Below are 16,354 nucleotides of genomic sequence, written 5' to 3' on the forward strand. Positions count from 1 at the left end.
TTTAACGACTTTTAAAACTTTGCCAGGAAAGCAGTGGCATCGTAACAATTGCATTTCGGGTAACTGGAGTGAATCAATCAGGAAAGGGATAGCGTTGTGACAAATACATTAGTAAGAAAGCTGATCAAAAATTATGAGAATACCGGAAATTCCCGAGTTCGTGAAAACTACGGAAAATTGGCCAGTATCATGGGGATTGCTTCAAATCTATTGCTATTTTTCATTAAAATAACTGTTGGTCTGGTGTTTAACAGCATTTCGATCACAGCTGATGCGGTCAACAATCTGTCTGATTCAGGCTCGTCACTGGTGACGCTGCTGGGTTTTAAACTGTCTGGCAAACCGGCCGATGCCGACCATCCTTTTGGGCATCAGCGGATAGAATACATCTCTGGTTTGGTGGTTTCCTTTATCATACTTTTTTTAGGGTTGCAACTGATTGAGAGTTCCTTTGATAAAATTTTACATCCGGAACTGCCCCAGTTTAACATGATTACAGTGGTGGTTTTAATCATTGCGATTTTGATCAAATTGTGGCAATGTTTATTTTATCGAAAAATCGGTAAGACGATCAACTCGCTAACACTAATGGCGACTGCGACTGACAGTCGTAACGATATTCTGGCAACCTCGGCTGTACTGGTAGCAACCGTCATCACCTATTTGACCGGTTTTGACCTCGACGGTTATATGGGGGTGGTGGTTGCCATTTTTATCATTGTCAGCGGTATTAATCTGGTTCGTGAAACCATCAGCCCGCTTCTGGGCACAGCGCCGTCCAATGAACTGGTGGATCAGATTTATAAAAAAATCCGCAATTATGAACACATTATTGGCCTTCATGATCTGATGATTCATAGCTATGGAGAAACCCAAACCTATGCCTCAGTGCATTGTGAGGTACCGGCAGAACTGGACTGCCTGATCAGCCATAGTGTCATAGATAGAATTGAACGGGATTTTCTTAAAGATCTAAACATTCATCTGATTATTCATCTCGATCCGGTTATTACCGACGATGAAAAAACCACGGCGCTAAAAGAGCAGGTGGAGCAGACCATTGCCGGACTTTCGCCAGATATGCACATCCACGATTTTCGGGTGATGTGGGGATATAACCATTCCAATCTGATTTTTGATGTGGTCGTCCCCTATGATGCACCGTGGAGCGATGAGGAACTGAGCATGATGATTGCCAATGAAATATACAAAATAAATCCGGCTTATCACGCCGTGATTACGGTTGATTATAATCACTATGTCCCCAATCAGGACGAGTTTTGTGTTTAAAATGTGAGCCGTGCAACCAATACCCGATTAATTTTTCAGATCTTAGGAGAAACAAAATAGCATGAGCAAGAAAATACCTGCACAACGAATCTTAAACAATACGTCCCGCAGTTTTCGTATTTTTACCTTCGGATGTCAGATGAATGAAAATGACTCCGAAAAAATTTCGGGAATGTTAAAAGCCTTGGGCTACGTCGAAGAAATGGATGTCAATAAAGCCGGTCTGGTCATTCTTAATACCTGTTCGGTTCGGGAAAATGCCGACGAGCGGGTCTTTGGCAATATTGGCGCCTATAAAACCGTCAAGAAAAATAATCCTGATTTAATTCTGGCTGTCTGTGGCTGTATGATGCAGCAGCCGGAAATCGTCAATCAGATTGTCACCAAATATCCCCAGGTTGATCTGGTTTTTGGCACCCATAATTATCATCAGCTACCGCAGATGCTTAACAACTACATGGTCAATGGAAAGCGACTGGTAGAGGTCTGGGAAGATTCTGATACGATTGTCGAAGATCTGCCGGTGGACCGTAAATATCCCTTTAAGGGCTTTGTGACAATTATGAATGGCTGCAACAATTTCTGCACCTACTGCATTGTGCCATATACCCGGGGCCGGGAAGTCAGCCGCCAGCCGGAGCGTATTTTCTCCGAGGTAACCGCTCTAGTGGCCGACGGTTGCGTGGAGGTGACGCTACTGGGCCAAAATGTCAATTCCTACGGCAATGATCTGGGGGATGAGGTTAACTTTGCCAACCTGTTACGACAACTCAATACCATTGACAATCTCAAGCGGATTCGTTTTATGACTTCCCATCCCAAAGATCTCACCGATGCGGTGATTGATGCCATCGCTGAGTGCGACGCCGTTTGTAATTATATCCATCTTCCGATTCAATCCGGCAGCACCCGGGTATTAAAAGCGATGAACCGCAAATACACGCAGGATGATATTCTCGATCGGGTTGCGGCGATCCGCAAAAGAATTCCCGGGGTAGCCATCACCACCGACTTGATTGTCGGCTTTCCCGGTGAAACAGAAGCAGATTTTTTAGAAACTCTCAAGGTTGTAGAACAGTGTCAGTTTGACTCCGCATTCACCTTTTTATATTCAATTCGAACTGGCACTCCGGCGGCGACTATGACCGATCAAATACCTGATGCGGTCAAGCATGAACGGATCAACCGCTGCCTGGAGCTACTGCATCAGATCAGCCACGATATCAATCAGACATATCAAGATCAGGTGGTCGAAGTGCTGGTGGAAGAAACCAGTCGCAACAACCCCGAACGGCTGACTGGCCGAACCCGCTCCGGGAAAGTGGTTAATTTTCCCGGTGACTCTGATGATATCGGAAAACTGTTGATGGTCCGGATCACCCAGGCCAAAACCTTTAGCCTGGATGGCGAAAAAATAACCCAGGAGGACAATGATGGCGCAGCTCACCCCGATGATGACCCAATATCTGCAAATTCATGAGGAGGTTCCCGACGCTCTTTTGTTTTTTCGACTCGGTGATTTTTATGAAATGTTCTTCGACGATGCGCTGACGGCTTCACGGGAGCTCGAAATTGCCCTGACTGGTCGGGATTGCGGGCTGGAAGAACGAGCCCCGATGTGCGGAGTGCCCCATCATGCGGCCCAGAACTATATTACCCGACTGGTGGAAAAAGGTTATAAGGTAGCGATCTGTGAACAGGTTGAAGACCCCAAAGAGGCCAAGGGGATTGTCCGCCGTGAAATTATCCGGGTGATTTCGCCGGGTACCATCTCTGAAGGAAAATTACTGGAATCAAAGAAAAATAATTATCTGATGGCCCTTTATCTGGAGAACAATACCCTGGGGATCGCCAGTCTGGATGTTTCCACCGGGGATTTTTATGTCACCGAGATCATGGCGAAAAATCGGGAACAATGGTTGTCTCAGCTGTCGGATGAAATCGGACGGTTGTTGCCGGCTGAGGTGATTTTAAATGGAGCGCTCTTTAAAGATAGTCAGGCGTTGGCACTGATTGAAAACCGTTTTGGAATACTGACCAGTCTTTATCCGGAAAAATATTTCTCGGTTAAAAATGGTAGCAAACGGATCACCGATCAGTTTCAGGTTTTTGCTCTGGGCGCGTTGGATTTGGAACGCCGTGATCATGCCATTGCCGCCGCCGGGGCGTTGCTACTTTATCTCGACGAAACTCAGAAACGGGCCCTGACCCATATTAAAACGATCCGCTATTATAACAGTAGGGACTATATGGTACTGGACTTGTCGACCCGGCGCAATCTGGAGCTGACCCAGACCCTACGAACCCTTGAAAAAAAAGGCAGTCTACTGGGGGTGCTGGATAAAACCGTCACCGCTATGGGTGGACGCACCCTGCGCCGCTGGGTTGAGGCGCCGCTTTTAAATCGTGATGCGATTCTTGGGCGTCAGGGTGGGGTGTCAGCTTTTTTTAATCACGCTGCCGATCTGCCATCGTTTAAAACGATTATGACCAGGGTTTATGATCTGGAACGGCTCTGTGGCAAACTGGCTTTTGGCACCATTAATCCTCGAGATCTGCTGGCCCTTAAACAATCTTTGGGGGCACTACCATTAATCCGGGATTTTGTGGTGCAGCTGGATGCAGAACCACTCACAGCACTGTTTGATCCCGAAGAGTTGCTTACCGATATCTGGGAACAGATTGAACAGGCGATCGATGATCAGGCCCCACTTGTGCTAAAAGACGGACACGTGATTAAAACCGGCTATCATCCCGAAATCGATGCGTTCCGGGAAGCCGCCGAGAAGGGCCAGGACTGGATTTGCGACCTGGAATGCCGGGAGCGGGAGCGCACCGGGATAAAAAATTTAAAAGTGAAATATAACCGGGTTTTTGGGTATTTTATTGAGGTGACCAAAAGTAATTTTGACCAGGTGCCTGAGGATTATATCCGTAAACAGACCCTGGCCAATGCCGAGCGCTATTTTACCCCGGAGCTAAAAGAAATGGAGAGTCGGATTCTCGGAGCCCAGGAAGGGTTGCTGCGCTGTGAAACCCAGGTGTTTCAGGAAATCCGTAACGGTCTGCTTAAAGAAATCCCCCGGATTCAGCAAAAAGCCCGGGAAGTGGCGGAACTCGATGCCATTTATGCGCTGGCGGCAGTGGCGCTTCAAAACCGTTTTGTCTGCCCGGAGATTCGGGAAGACAGCACGCTGATGATAAAAAACGGCCGTCATCCGGTGGTCGAGGATATGATTGGTACCAACCATTTTATTGGCAACGATTGTCTGCTTAATCAGGATGATCAGCGGATGCTGATTATCACCGGGCCCAATATGGCCGGGAAGTCGACCTTTATCCGCCAGGTGGCGATCATTACCCTGATGGCCCAGATTGGATCTTTTGTTCCGGCGGATGCGGCCAGCATCGGGGTTGTCGACCGGATTTTTACCCGGGTCGGAGCCAGTGACGATTTAGCCAGTGGTCAGAGTACCTTTATGGTGGAAATGACCGAGGTGGCCAATATCCTAAAAAATGCCAGCGCGCGCAGTCTGGTGATTCTCGATGAAATCGGTCGGGGTACTTCCACCTTTGACGGCATCAGCATTGCCTGGGCAGTGGTGGAATATCTCCACAATCCCGACAGTATCGGTGCCAAAACCCTGTTTGCCACCCATTATCACGAACTGACTGAACTGGAGACTTTAAAACCGGGAATCAAGAATTTCAGTATCCGGCTAAAGGATACCCCTGATGGGGTGATCTTCCTGCGTAAAATCATACCCGGCCCGGCTGACCAGAGTTATGGTATTGAAGTGGCTAAACTGGCCGGTTTTCCGGGGGGCGTGACCCGGCGGGCCCAGGAAATTCTTGGTCATCTGGAATCTGGAGAAGATACCTATCGTCAGGGACTGCTGGTGACAGAGCCCACCGTTTTATCGGGAGAAAAAGGGGATCAGCTAAATTTCTTTGATGTCGCCCAGACGATGACCGATGCAGAAGCATCGGCGCTGGATACCCTTCGGGAAATGAACATTGATGAAATGAGCCCCCTTGAAGTCATGATTGTGATTGACCAATTACGAAAAAAACTTTAGTGATCGGAGTAAAGATGAAAACCAAAGAATTAAAACGCATAGTTAAGCGTTTGATGAATGATAAAAAATATCGAAATATGACTTTCGATCAATTATCGGATTTTATCGGTTTGTCCAAAAAGAAAGACCGCCAGATGCTGTCCCATGTTCTAAAAGAGCTGGAAGTAAAATGTAAGGTGGAAAAAGATGGCAATGGCAACTATAAAAAGGGCAATGGCGCCCCTAAAATCGTTGGGGTGCTGCGAGGCAACCAGCGTGGCTTTGGTTTTGTTATTCCTGATTACTCTATTTTCTCGGAGGATGTTTTTATCCCGGAGAAGGCCCTCCATGGCGCCCTGGATATGGATACTGTTTGGGTGCGCTTAACGTCGAAACAGGGGGATAAACGACCGGAAGGGGAAGTGGTCGAAATCATTTCCCGGGGACATCAGAAAATCGTCGGTCGTTACCAGAAAGGAAAGGGCTTTGGTTTTGTGATCCCGGATAATGATCGGCTTTGCAAAGATATTTTTGTTCCCGAGCGGCGAGGCCGCAAGGCTGTTTCCGGGGACAAGGTGGTGACGCAGATCGTCTCATGGTCGGACTCCGGGAAAAATCCCGAAGGCGAAATTCTGGAAATTCTTGGTAATGAAAATGAGCCGGGGATCGATATTCTTTCTGTCATCAAAGAATATGACATTCCGATGGATTTCTCCAATGATGTGGAACGGGAAGCCAATCAGCTAAATGACCGGATATCTGGGACAGAACTGGAAAAGCGGCGGGATCTCCGGGAGCAGCAGATTTTTACCATCGATGGCGATGATGCCAAGGACTTTGATGATGCGGTATCGTTATCCAAAACAAAGAAAGGTAACTTTTTATTGGGGGTGCACATTGCTGATGTCAGTCATTATGTCCGGCAAGGAAGTGCCATTGATGCGGCCGCATTGGAACGGGGCACCAGTGTTTATGTTGTCGATCGGGTAGTGCCGATGTTGCCATTTAAGCTTTCAAATGATATCTGTAGTTTGGTACCGAACAAGGATCGCTTGACGTTTAGCTGTGAAATGGAAATTGATGGTGATGGCCAGGTCGTGAATTACGAGATCTTTAAATCGGTGATTTGTTCGAAAGCCCGGATGACTTATAAAAAAGTCAATGCACTGCTTGAAGACCGGATCGATGAAGCTGACGAGTTGAAACCATTTCGCAGTGATCTGGTATTAATGGAAGAACTCCATGAAATTCTGCGGATCAAGCGTCGTTTGAACCGGGGGGCGATCAATTTTGATTTCCCCGAGGCCAAGATTTTACTGGATCATCAAGGCTTTCCGGAAGACGTGATTATCGATGAGCGGCTGATTTCCCACCGCATCATTGAAGAGTTTATGCTGGTCTGTAATGAAACCATTGCTGAACACGTGGCCAAACTGGAGGCACCTTTTATTTTTCGAAACCATCCCGAACCCCATCCCGAAAAACTGGCGGCCTTCCGCACCTTTATCAATCGTTATGGTTTTAAACTGGGTAAAAATGATGATCAGGTGCCGTCTGGGCATGATTTTCAACAACTGGTTGAAGACATTGCCGAAAAAAATGAAGAACGGGTGATTACCCTGCTGATGCTTAGAACCATGCAACAGGCTGTTTATGAAGGTCATAATCTTGGACACTATGCGCTGGGTGCAAGCTTTTACACGCACTTTACCTCACCGATCCGCCGGTATCCAGATCTCTTTGTCCATCGCTATCTGGCCAAGGCAATGTCAGGAAAAATCAATAAAAAATCGCTGGACTATCTGGAAAAGAACATTGAAACAGTCGCCAGCCATGCTTCAGAGACAGAACGGCGGGCCGAAAACATTGAGCGGGAGATCACCAAACTTAAGATGACCGAGTATATGACCCGACATCTCGGCGACGAATTTGTCGGTCGGATCAGTGGTGTGACCTCCTTTGGTTTTTTTGTGGAACTGCCCAATACCATCGAAGGCCTGGTTCGGCTTCAGGATCTGAAGGATGACTATTACATTTACGACCCGGAGCTGCACCTGCATGTCGGTGAACGCCGGGGTAAAATTTATCGGTTGGGTCAGGAAATCACCATTAAGGTGGTTCGGGCCGACATCAGTTCCCGGCAGATTGATTTTGTACCTATGGACTAATTAAGGAATCTGTGTTATAATGTGGTGCTAGAGAAGAAACAGAGGAGTTGCGTATGGGTGATACAATTAAAATTGTGGCCAAAAACAGAAAAGCACGTCATGATTTTACCATTGAAGATACCTATGAGGTCGGACTGGTTTTATCAGGAACGGAAGTGAAATCGATCCGGGCCGGAAAAGTCAGCCTCAAGGAAAGCTTTGCCGATATCCACAATGGCGAGGTTTTTGTTTATCAGATGCATATTGATCCCTATGAGCAGGGTAATATTTACAATAAAGACCCGCTGCGCATCCGCAAGCTACTGCTGCACAAACAGCAGATTCGTAAACTTATCGGTCTGAAGCAGCGGGAAGGCTACACTCTGGTACCACTGAGTTTGTACTTTAAGAATGGTCGGGTTAAAATGGAACTGGCTTTGGCCAAAGGCAAGAAGCTTTATGATAAGCGACATGCCATTGCCGAGCGGGATTCCGACCGGCGGATTCAAAAAAGTATGCGACATAATGGCTAGTTAATTTATTTGGGGGTGTACTGGTTTCGACGGGGGTTTTGAAGCTTGAGTAGCGAGTCGATGTTGCCAATCATCGTAAAAAATGGCGCATAAATATAAACGCAAAAACAGAAAAAAGTTACGGGTTAGCTTTAGCAGCGTAATTCGCTCTAAAGTTTAATACTAAGACTTCGCAGCATAATTAATGCTGCACGCCTCCCATCTCAACCTGTGGTTTTGGGTTTCGGCGTTCATTGAAGCAGGGAACCGTTTCTGGTAGTGTCTCGCACCATTAACGATCAAGAGGCTGGTTCCTCTTTTTCTATGTCATTGGAGAAGGAGAGGAATGAGAAAATAAACAATGACTGCACTCGGAGAAGCTCCTGTGAATGGACTTTCGGACAGGGGTTCGACTCCCCTCGCCTCCACCAACAACAGTGACAATATTTTCGATATCAATTGAATCATCGAAAATATCAATTCTTTTAACGTAAGCCTGGATGATCTTTTGCTGATCTTCTGGGCTTCGTTCTTTTATATCCGCATCTTTCATAAAAAAATCATACATCTCTTGTTCTGAGTATGTTATCGACTGTGATCGTCTTTTAATTTGGCTGATATTACTTTCTATATTTGACTTCTGAACTTCCAAAACGTCAAGTTTATTTTTCATTGATTCGTGGAACATTCCATTTGATATTGCTTCGACAATATTATTAATTTTCCCGTTAATTTGGTTTAGCTCTATTTTCAAACTCTTTACGTCTTCATCGACTGATTTTAATTGCATTTGAGAATAATACAAAAGTTTTTCAATAAGATTTTCCATTGCTTCTGGCTTAAAAATATCTTCTACTAATTGCTCAATCACTAAATTTTCCAAGTATTCCTTATTAATGCCTTTCATATCACACGTTCTTTTGTTTTTTCGTGTAGAACATTCATATGTCGTATAAAGGCTGCGGTTGCGACCAGCGTATCTTCTTTTGCCAGTCATTTTGCCACCACAATTTCCGCAATATACTAATCCACTTAATAAATAAACTTCTTTTGCCAGGAATCTCCCTGGGCCGTGTCTGTTTTCAATCATTTTACTTTGAACCTTTTCAAACATTTCTTTTTCAATCAATTTTGGCATACCTCCAGGTATACGAATGATTTCTGTTTCATCTTTAATACTGTGACCGTTTCTTTTGCCATTGGTTTTTCTTTCAGTGCGATTAAAAATATAGGTACCGGTATATTTTTCGTTCTTTAAGAGATCGTGAATACTGTTTTTTCCAAAAGTGTTTCCACGTTTTGTACGATAACCAAGTCTGTTCAGCTCATCTATGATTTTAGAGTAGCCGTCGCCGGCAGCGTACATACCAAAGATGAGCTGAACGGCTTTTGCTTCAAATGTATTAATTGAAAAAGTTTTGTCTGGGTTGACATCATAACCAAGTGGGGGAATGCCACCGGTGTGGCGACACTGAAGCGCTGTTTCTTTCATTCCTTTCATTACCTCTCTTGAAAGGTTTTTTGAAAAGTATTCACTCATTCCTTCAAGGACAGACTCTAAAATGATTGACTCCGGACTATCATCTAGCTGCTCCAGGACGGAAACAACTCTTACTCCATTTGTTTTCAGTAACTTTTTATAAAAGGCACTGTCATAGCGATTTCTTGAGAATCGATCTAACTTATGTACTAACACCAGGTCAAAAAGTCTCATTTCCGAATCTTTCATCATTTTTAAAAAGTTAGGTCGATTGTCTGATGTTGCGGATCGGGCTTCATCAATATAAATACTGACTACTGTTATTTCGCTCTTAGTGGCGTATTCATTGATCGCTCTTACTTGCGCATCAATTGATTCGTCTCTTTGATTATCACTGCTATAACGGGCATATATGGCTGCTTTCATATTAGATCTCCTGATTTTAATTTTTAGTTGTGGTTGAGGGTATCAATAAGCTATAATTGATTTTGCCGGTTTTCGATTACCGGACTCCTTAATGAAAGGAGGAAATGCCATGCACCAAAATGACGACAAGTCGTCTAAGGGCACAGCGAGATTTTTAACCGATCTTGTCTAATTAGCAACTGCTATTGTGTCCTTGGTGAAAGCCTTTTGGTTTTAACCAAAAGAAAACCCCCGGACTGCCATCCGGGGGTTTTCAATTTCTCGATTTTTTTTGGAATCCATGCACCATAGATCTAGCTATATTATAGCACAAATTTTTAGTTGTGCAATCTAATACAGATTTATTTAAGTCGAGAATGAAAGGCCGAATGGCAGTATATTTGATTTAGTAGCCATTGCAAATAGATTGCTTTTTTATTATTCCGAAATGGTGTATAATCTAAAAGCTGGGTTTACAGTCCCAGACTCCTTAAGAAAGGAGGGCTACTTTATGCTTGACAGAAAAACCAGCATCGACATGATCACCTCAGTTATTCGTTTAATTGTTGCGATTATGTCCCTCATTAGGATCTTGTTCTAATGAAAAAACCCCACCAGTTGCACCTGGTGGGGTTTTTTGCTTTACAGTTTTTACTACTTTATGCCTTTTCGACTAAGTATATTATAACAGATATACTTAAATCTTTCAATGAATAAAATTCGAGTAAAAACACTTAACCAGGTGCGACGAATCGTAAATATTTAGTTATTGAAAAAGATATTTATTGCGATAGTAAATAATACGCCTGTCTAAAATTTGGTATTTTCTTCCACAAACAACTATCCCCAACAATAATTACGTGATATTTTGCTCTGGTCAATGCTACATTAAGAATATTTGGTCTTTTTCCAGCCCAATGAGCAGCTCCAGCACCTTTATCTTCATCACAACCTAACAAAATAATAACCTCATTTGTTTCTTTTCCCTGAAACGTGTGTATTGTTCCACATGATTTTTCAATCCACCTCTTAAATATTTTTCTATCAATACCAGGTAAATACTTTGGCAGTTCTTCCTGCAACATTTTTGTCATCTGTCGCCTAACGCTGGTAAACGGAGTTATAATATATAGACTTGGATCTTCGCCTTGATCTTCAAATGCTTTCACAATAAGCTTTAATACAACGCTCCCTTGTTCATAAACAAAATGATCTTTATTTCCGTTCTCAGCACCTTTAACATCAAGCCAGTGAGATTTTTTTAATGATAAGATTACGCCATTTGGTTCGGATGTTCTACGAAACATTCTGTTATTATAAGCAATTTGATTTGAAATCGAGAACATGGGATCTAAACACCGGCGATGAACAACTAAAGGACAACCTACCCAAATCGTATCATTAAGAAATTCACGGCTTCCTCCATACTGATTGATGTTGTCGGCGAGTTGTTGAACAGATAATTCAGAAGAACGGTATTCTGCATCGATATTGTATTCATCAGCAAAGCGAGTTTTCAACTCTCTTGGTATAGTAACAACAGGTTCAATCTGCATCGGATCTCCAACTATTATTGCTTTTCTAGTGCGCCATAGCGCGCCTAGTGCAGAATAGGGAGTAGCTTGCCCGGCTTCATCGATTATCAAGGTGCCCAACTCATTCTTATTAACATGGCGCATAAAACTAGATATAGATGCAAATGTAGTAGATAAAACTGGCACAATCACAAGAAGTGTATTTAATAATTCAGAATATGATAGTGATTTATTCTTCTCTGAAAGTTCATTACTCCAGGTATTATTTAGACAGGTTAAGTTTTGCCTGACACAACTCGAATTAAGGACAAAGGCTTTTTGAAGCATTAAAGCATAAAAAAATAATTCCTCACGAAGCTTGTCATAGTGCTCGTTCGTCCATGGTGATATGAGTTGAGACTTTTCATTTTTTTGAATATCTTTCCAAAAATCGCTGCCAGTAAATGTAGTTCCAAATTCTTTTCTTATTTGATCCTCGATATGTTTATTTTGAGTTATAATTGCTTCAATGGTAGCTTTATCAGCTTCAAGCTTATTTAAGGTGTCCGAGTTTGATGAGAATTCAGCAGTTAAATAATCGACCTGATTGGTAAGTTCAACATATTCTTTCCGGATCGATGTGATCTCAGCAGTATACATTAACTGCTCAGCAGCTTTGGCTTTGGCATACTTTTTAGAAATTATTCTTTTCAGAAAACTTATATTTTGATTCTTAGAGATGAGTTCCATTTCTTTAATTTTTGATTGCAGATTATTGCATTCAGTAACTGATTCGTTTAATTGTGCGAGTACGTTTCTTAAATAGGAATCACGTTTTTCGATTTGAGCGGAACATTGAACAAGATAATCCTTTAAGGTTGCATTAGATCCTAACTTTTGCTGACATAATTGTGTCATTTCATTACATCTATCCAAATGTTGCTGAAGTTCATTTAAATACTTACGATAAGAAATAACTTCGTTTAGCTTTTTATTAAACTGAGCTGTTGCGGATTTCCAGTCAGGAACATTCGTTTCAAACATGCTTGTAATTGATAGTCTATTTTTTTGAAACCAAAATGCATTTTTAAAGGCATTAATATTTGTTTTCTTTCCTAAACGAGCAGAAACAAGTCCCCAAGACTTTTGCGATGGGCCTGACAAGGTATTTGCAATTTGTGAAAAATACAAGTCAGATTCATCACTTGGGTTGAATAAATTTGTGTGAGATTCGCATACGCTATCTAAGAGTGGTAGTTCTTTAGATATGTTTTCAACTGCGGCATTATTACTCGAGGCAACAACAATCCCATAGGGTTTAATCTTGTCGTCCATCCGAAAAAAACATTTGCAATAATGGTTGTCCGGGGATTCAAAATTCACTCGATGAAAAGCATCATTAGGGTGCTCGTATTTACTGAGTAAACAAGCTCTTTGAACGATATTCGAAGCTATTACTTCTTTAAGTAGTGTTGTTTTGCCGGTGCCGGGAGGTCCATTGACAGAAAACATTGGGCTCTCATGATCAGAAACAGCTATATTAATTGCTAACTGCTGCATTAAACTAGGACTGTGTTTAGAAGGCCATTTTCCTAACGGATACTTATCAGGGTTGAGCCATTTTTTCATTTCGGGAACATCTTTATCAATACTTACGCGTGGTTTATTTACTTTGAGTCCGAGTATGTAATTTAAGAGCGGATCGCTTTTTTTGACTTGGGCTGAGATCATTCTGATATCGGAAGCATAAAAACTTGTGGCGACTTCTTTGTTTTCATCATCACCGTTATTTTTCTTGGTATTATTTATTTCTTTGACTATTATTTGAAAAGTGTCATTTTCAATTTTCAAACCAAGATCTTTCATGAGTTTAGTGAAAAAATCATTTAGATCCTTAAAGTCTAATGGTCGCTTTGATCCTTCTAAATAAGCGTTAATCTTCTTATTCAAAGCCTCAAGTTCTTCTTCATTTAAGCGGCTACGTATATTTGATGATTTTACTATTTTTGATACTGACCAAACAAACGGCAATAGACAAAAAGTACTTGGGGTAAAAAACCCTTCATCATTAACACGAATAGTACATACATATGTTGGAGTTTTATCGTTTTCAATGGATTCATCTTTATTCTTTGTTGCAATGTTCATAGCGTTTATTAAACTTTGAACTTCAATCCGACCCAAATAGATAGTATATCCACTGGGTAATTTACTTGCCTGGTTTTGGGAGTTAGGATTACTTTCCTGCCATGGTAATAATTGAGTGGATTGCGTAATTAAACATTTACTATCATTGGGGTATGCAGCAGGCGAAAAGAATTCAATTGAATGCCAATAACTAAGTAAGTTTTGAATTTTATCCATATTATTCCCCTTGTTTATGTTTGAATTTTACTCTAGCCAACGTTTTTCTTTGAGGGAGTAGATTGGACAACCTTTCCCAATTCTTCAGTGCTGGATTCAACTTCTACAAGACAATCGACATAACCTTTAAATTGATTAATTGCTTTTTCCTGGTAAGTTTCCGTTTTTAATCTACTAAATATTTTTAATAGATTTTTTTCATTATTTGATGGGGCGCTTTGAAAAAATGAGTTTTTTATGTCATTCAATGACCGCTTTTCATCATTGCAACCTAAAATATAATCAGTAGTAACTTCGAATAATTTAGATAAATAAATAATATCTTCACTATTTGGGTCCCTATTACCAGTTTCCCACATAGCAATCTTGCTTTGTGATGCGCTTATTAATTTGGATAGTTCCTTTTGAGTTAAGCCTTTTTCTTCACGCAATTCTTTTAAACGATTTTTAAAACTCAAATTCTCACCTCGCAATAATCAATTAAACACATTATATAACAGGTTAAAAATTAATATGAGCAATATCACTATTTGCACTAAAAATGACAAAAACACTTGACAATAGTACAAATAGTGATAAAATATATTTAATCACATATAGTGCTTAAGGGGAGCTGAATAATTGAAAGAATTAATTAATCTGCGAAAGAAACTAAATTATACACAGAAAGAAATGGCTGATTATTTAGGTATTTCCGTTTCATATTATGCAAAAATCGAAAACAATTCAAAACTACCAAGCTATAACTTCATAAATATCATCAAAAAGAAATTTCCGGAATGCGATACTAATATTTTTTTTAAAGAATAAAATCACTATATGTAATATTTGCGAATTTTAATTAAAAGGAGGAAACTTATGAGCCTTAATAATGCATTTGAGATAAGCAATAAAGAATTCAATACGGTTGCTGCGATCGGCAAAACTACTATAAACCGACATACTGGCAAAGTAATTGAAAAGAAAATCGTCAGAGATGTTGACATGACATTAGAAGACCTTGCGCTACCATTATTAATGATTTCGAAAAACGAAGTTCTTAAAGATATCTCCGAAAAAATGATGCAACGAATGTTTGATAGGGGATGAATAGATCCGGCTCAGACAGACCTACCTATTTTAATTTAGAGGGGAAATGTGATTGATATGAACGAAGGATATGCATTATTTATTAAAGAACAAAACGAAGATCTGAAAACAGAATGCGTAAGAGAAGATTTGAAGCTTTCACTAACTAACAAGCAATATTCAAATTTAAAACTGAAAGCCTATCAAGCGGGCTTTAAAAACCCGGGAGATTTTATTCAGTCATTTATTGGCGATCTGACTGGGTGGGCTTCAAACGGCAGTGACGAACGTGATCTGGCGGGTCAATGGTATGAACGGGCACATGGAATGAGTGATTTCTATTATTACTTCCGACATTTTCTTTTCAATTATGACTATAACTTAGTGATGATATCTGAGCTTCTAGTAGACGAGGACTATTTCGAGGGAGTTTATGAGGAGTATGCCGAGCAAGCCTGGGGGAAAGACGTTCAAAGTCGGGAAGAATGTTTGGAGTTATTGAAAGAAATTGCTGAAGCAGATATTGAATTATAAAAGCGAGGTTACACGATGAGATTGAATTATTATCGATTTCCAGAAGGAATTGATGCCAGAACGAGATTTTTAAGCGGAGCTGATTTTATTAAGGGCCAATGTAGGATTCATACTAAAAAACCTGATGGCATCTGCCCGGATTATGTTCCTGGCGATCAAGGCCGAAGATGCAAGGACTGTGATAACTTTTGCATTTTAGAAGCTGGGGAAACAGTTTATGGAACAACAGTTAAGAACGTAAAACAGCTTCTAAGAACTTTTGGAGGGAGTGGGTGGACCGAACACTGCGATCGGAGCGGTGGAGTGTTCGAAGTGACAAAAATAACATTAAGTGGCAACAACTCATCCCACCATTATAATCGCCACTTATAAAAAAAAAGACCTTTTCAAATGAAAAGATCTAATCCATCTACATAAACCGACACAATGCTGCGCTCCACTTTTTTATGGAAAAGAAATACCGGCTTTCATCTGGGTTCGAGTCCCAGCTTTTCCACCATACTGACAACTGGACGTTATCGCATGATCATAGACAACGAAAGCACTAAGCAAGACTCGCACTCAAGCTTAGTGAATAGTACCTATTATGGAGATCCCTACCCCCACGGTGTAGAAGCTAAGCGCCTACTCATTCGAGGTTCGTTTGAGTAGTGATTAACGGTTGATAAAGTGGTTCTTTCCGTTCGCAAAGACAATAAAGGGTGTGGGCTATGCAGCGCTTATTGGTGCCGGCTTATGTAGCGGGATTTATTTCTGTCTAATCTTAACCAGATTAACTTCATAATATGCCCACGATTGGGGGAGCGATGTCAAATTCAATCGATTTTAAAAAATAATCCCAGACAGGGTAAAATTTTACTCTGTCTGGCTATTATACCCGCTATTCATTTAAATAAACATTAAAATTTTATTTTTTTAAATGTTTATCTCAAACTTCGCACATAATAATCAACAAAAATCCTCGTAATTCCGATGTTGCAGG

Annotated in this window: 10 protein-coding genes, 1 other RNA gene and 1 pseudogene; 9 read left to right on the top strand and 3 right to left on the bottom strand. The window is 41.4% G+C overall.

Annotated features, from left to right (window positions below; all coding sequences use genetic code 11):
* Window positions 1-96: 96 nt before the first annotated feature.
* The 6 genes from Q7P33_RS14325 (at window position 97) to ssrA (ending at window position 8,438) form a co-directional block, all read left to right on the top strand.
* On the top strand, window positions 97-1,290 hold the full coding sequence (locus Q7P33_RS14325; protein WP_303871352.1) for a cation diffusion facilitator family transporter: 1,194 nt from the start codon (window positions 97-99) through the stop codon (window positions 1,288-1,290).
* Window positions 1,291-1,351: 61 nt separating this feature from the next.
* Entirely contained in the window at window positions 1,352-2,770 is a 1,419-nt protein-coding gene (gene miaB / locus Q7P33_RS14330; RefSeq protein ID WP_303871353.1) for a tRNA (N6-isopentenyl adenosine(37)-C2)-methylthiotransferase MiaB, read from the top strand.
* Window positions 2,724-5,369 (top strand): DNA mismatch repair protein MutS, encoded by a 2,646-nt coding sequence (mutS, locus tag Q7P33_RS14335; RefSeq protein WP_303871368.1) that lies wholly within the window; start codon window positions 2,724-2,726, stop codon window positions 5,367-5,369. Before miaB ends, mutS begins: the two co-directional genes overlap by 47 nt.
* 14 nt (window positions 5,370-5,383) lie before the next feature.
* Complete coding sequence (rnr, locus tag Q7P33_RS14340) at window positions 5,384-7,516, top strand: ribonuclease R (protein WP_303871354.1); 2,133 nt, start codon at window positions 5,384-5,386, stop codon at window positions 7,514-7,516.
* Window positions 7,517-7,569: 53 nt separating this feature from the next.
* Entirely contained in the window at window positions 7,570-8,028 is a 459-nt protein-coding gene (gene smpB / locus Q7P33_RS14345; RefSeq protein WP_303871356.1) for an SsrA-binding protein SmpB, read from the top strand.
* Between the two features lie 11 nt (window positions 8,029-8,039).
* Window positions 8,040-8,438, top strand: a transfer-messenger RNA (tmRNA) gene (ssrA, locus tag Q7P33_RS14350).
* Window positions 8,439-8,875: 437 nt separating this feature from the next.
* On the opposite strand, the pseudogene Q7P33_RS14355 reads toward ssrA, so the two are convergent.
* From Q7P33_RS14355 to Q7P33_RS14365, 3 genes and pseudogenes are all read right to left on the bottom strand, one after another.
* Window positions 8,876-9,913, bottom strand: a pseudogene (locus Q7P33_RS14355) (recombinase family protein); the annotation flags it as partial.
* 761 nt (window positions 9,914-10,674) lie between these two features.
* Window positions 10,675-13,770, bottom strand: a complete 3,096-nt coding sequence (locus Q7P33_RS14360; RefSeq protein ID WP_303871358.1) for an AAA domain-containing protein — start codon at window positions 13,768-13,770, stop codon at window positions 10,675-10,677.
* A 32-nt stretch (window positions 13,771-13,802) separates the two neighbouring features.
* A complete protein-coding gene (locus Q7P33_RS14365; protein WP_303871360.1) occupies window positions 13,803-14,228 on the bottom strand; it encodes a helix-turn-helix transcriptional regulator in 426 nt (141 codons plus the stop codon).
* Window positions 14,229-14,391: 163 nt separating this feature from the next.
* On the opposite strand from Q7P33_RS14365, the gene Q7P33_RS14370 reads away from it, so the two are divergent.
* From Q7P33_RS14370 to Q7P33_RS14380, 3 genes are read left to right on the top strand one after another with little or no spacing between them, the layout of a single operon-like run.
* Entirely contained in the window at window positions 14,392-14,580 is a 189-nt protein-coding gene (locus Q7P33_RS14370) for a helix-turn-helix domain-containing protein (protein WP_303871362.1), read from the top strand.
* Between the two features lie 48 nt (window positions 14,581-14,628).
* Window positions 14,629-14,859 (top strand): hypothetical protein, encoded by a 231-nt coding sequence (locus Q7P33_RS14375; RefSeq protein ID WP_303871364.1) that lies wholly within the window; start codon window positions 14,629-14,631, stop codon window positions 14,857-14,859.
* A 57-nt stretch (window positions 14,860-14,916) separates the two neighbouring features.
* On the top strand, window positions 14,917-15,372 hold the full coding sequence (locus Q7P33_RS14380; protein WP_303871366.1) for a hypothetical protein: 456 nt from the start codon (window positions 14,917-14,919) through the stop codon (window positions 15,370-15,372).
* Window positions 15,373-16,354: the final 982 nt, after the last annotated feature.

Source organism: Acetobacterium wieringae, from assembly GCF_026646375.1.
In the GTDB taxonomy this organism is placed as follows: Bacteria; Bacillota; Clostridia; order Eubacteriales; family Eubacteriaceae; genus Acetobacterium; species Acetobacterium wieringae_A.

Bases quoted from the DNA above. Each gene is read 5' to 3' on its own strand.
- miaB (WP_303871353.1), top strand. From the start codon at position 1,352: ATGAGCAAGAAAATACCTGCACAACGAATCTTAAACAATACGTCCCGC.
- mutS (WP_303871368.1), top strand. From the start codon at position 2,724: ATGGCGCAGCTCACCCCGATGATGACCCAATATCTGCAAATTCATGAG.
- rnr (WP_303871354.1), top strand. From the start codon at position 5,384: ATGAAAACCAAAGAATTAAAACGCATAGTTAAGCGTTTGATGAATGAT.
- smpB (WP_303871356.1), top strand. From the start codon at position 7,570: ATGGGTGATACAATTAAAATTGTGGCCAAAAACAGAAAAGCACGTCAT.
- Q7P33_RS14360 (WP_303871358.1), bottom strand. From the start codon at position 13,770: ATGGATAAAATTCAAAACTTACTTAGTTATTGGCATTCAATTGAATTC.
- Q7P33_RS14375 (WP_303871364.1), top strand. From the start codon at position 14,629: ATGAGCCTTAATAATGCATTTGAGATAAGCAATAAAGAATTCAATACG.
- Q7P33_RS14380 (WP_303871366.1), top strand. From the start codon at position 14,917: ATGAACGAAGGATATGCATTATTTATTAAAGAACAAAACGAAGATCTG.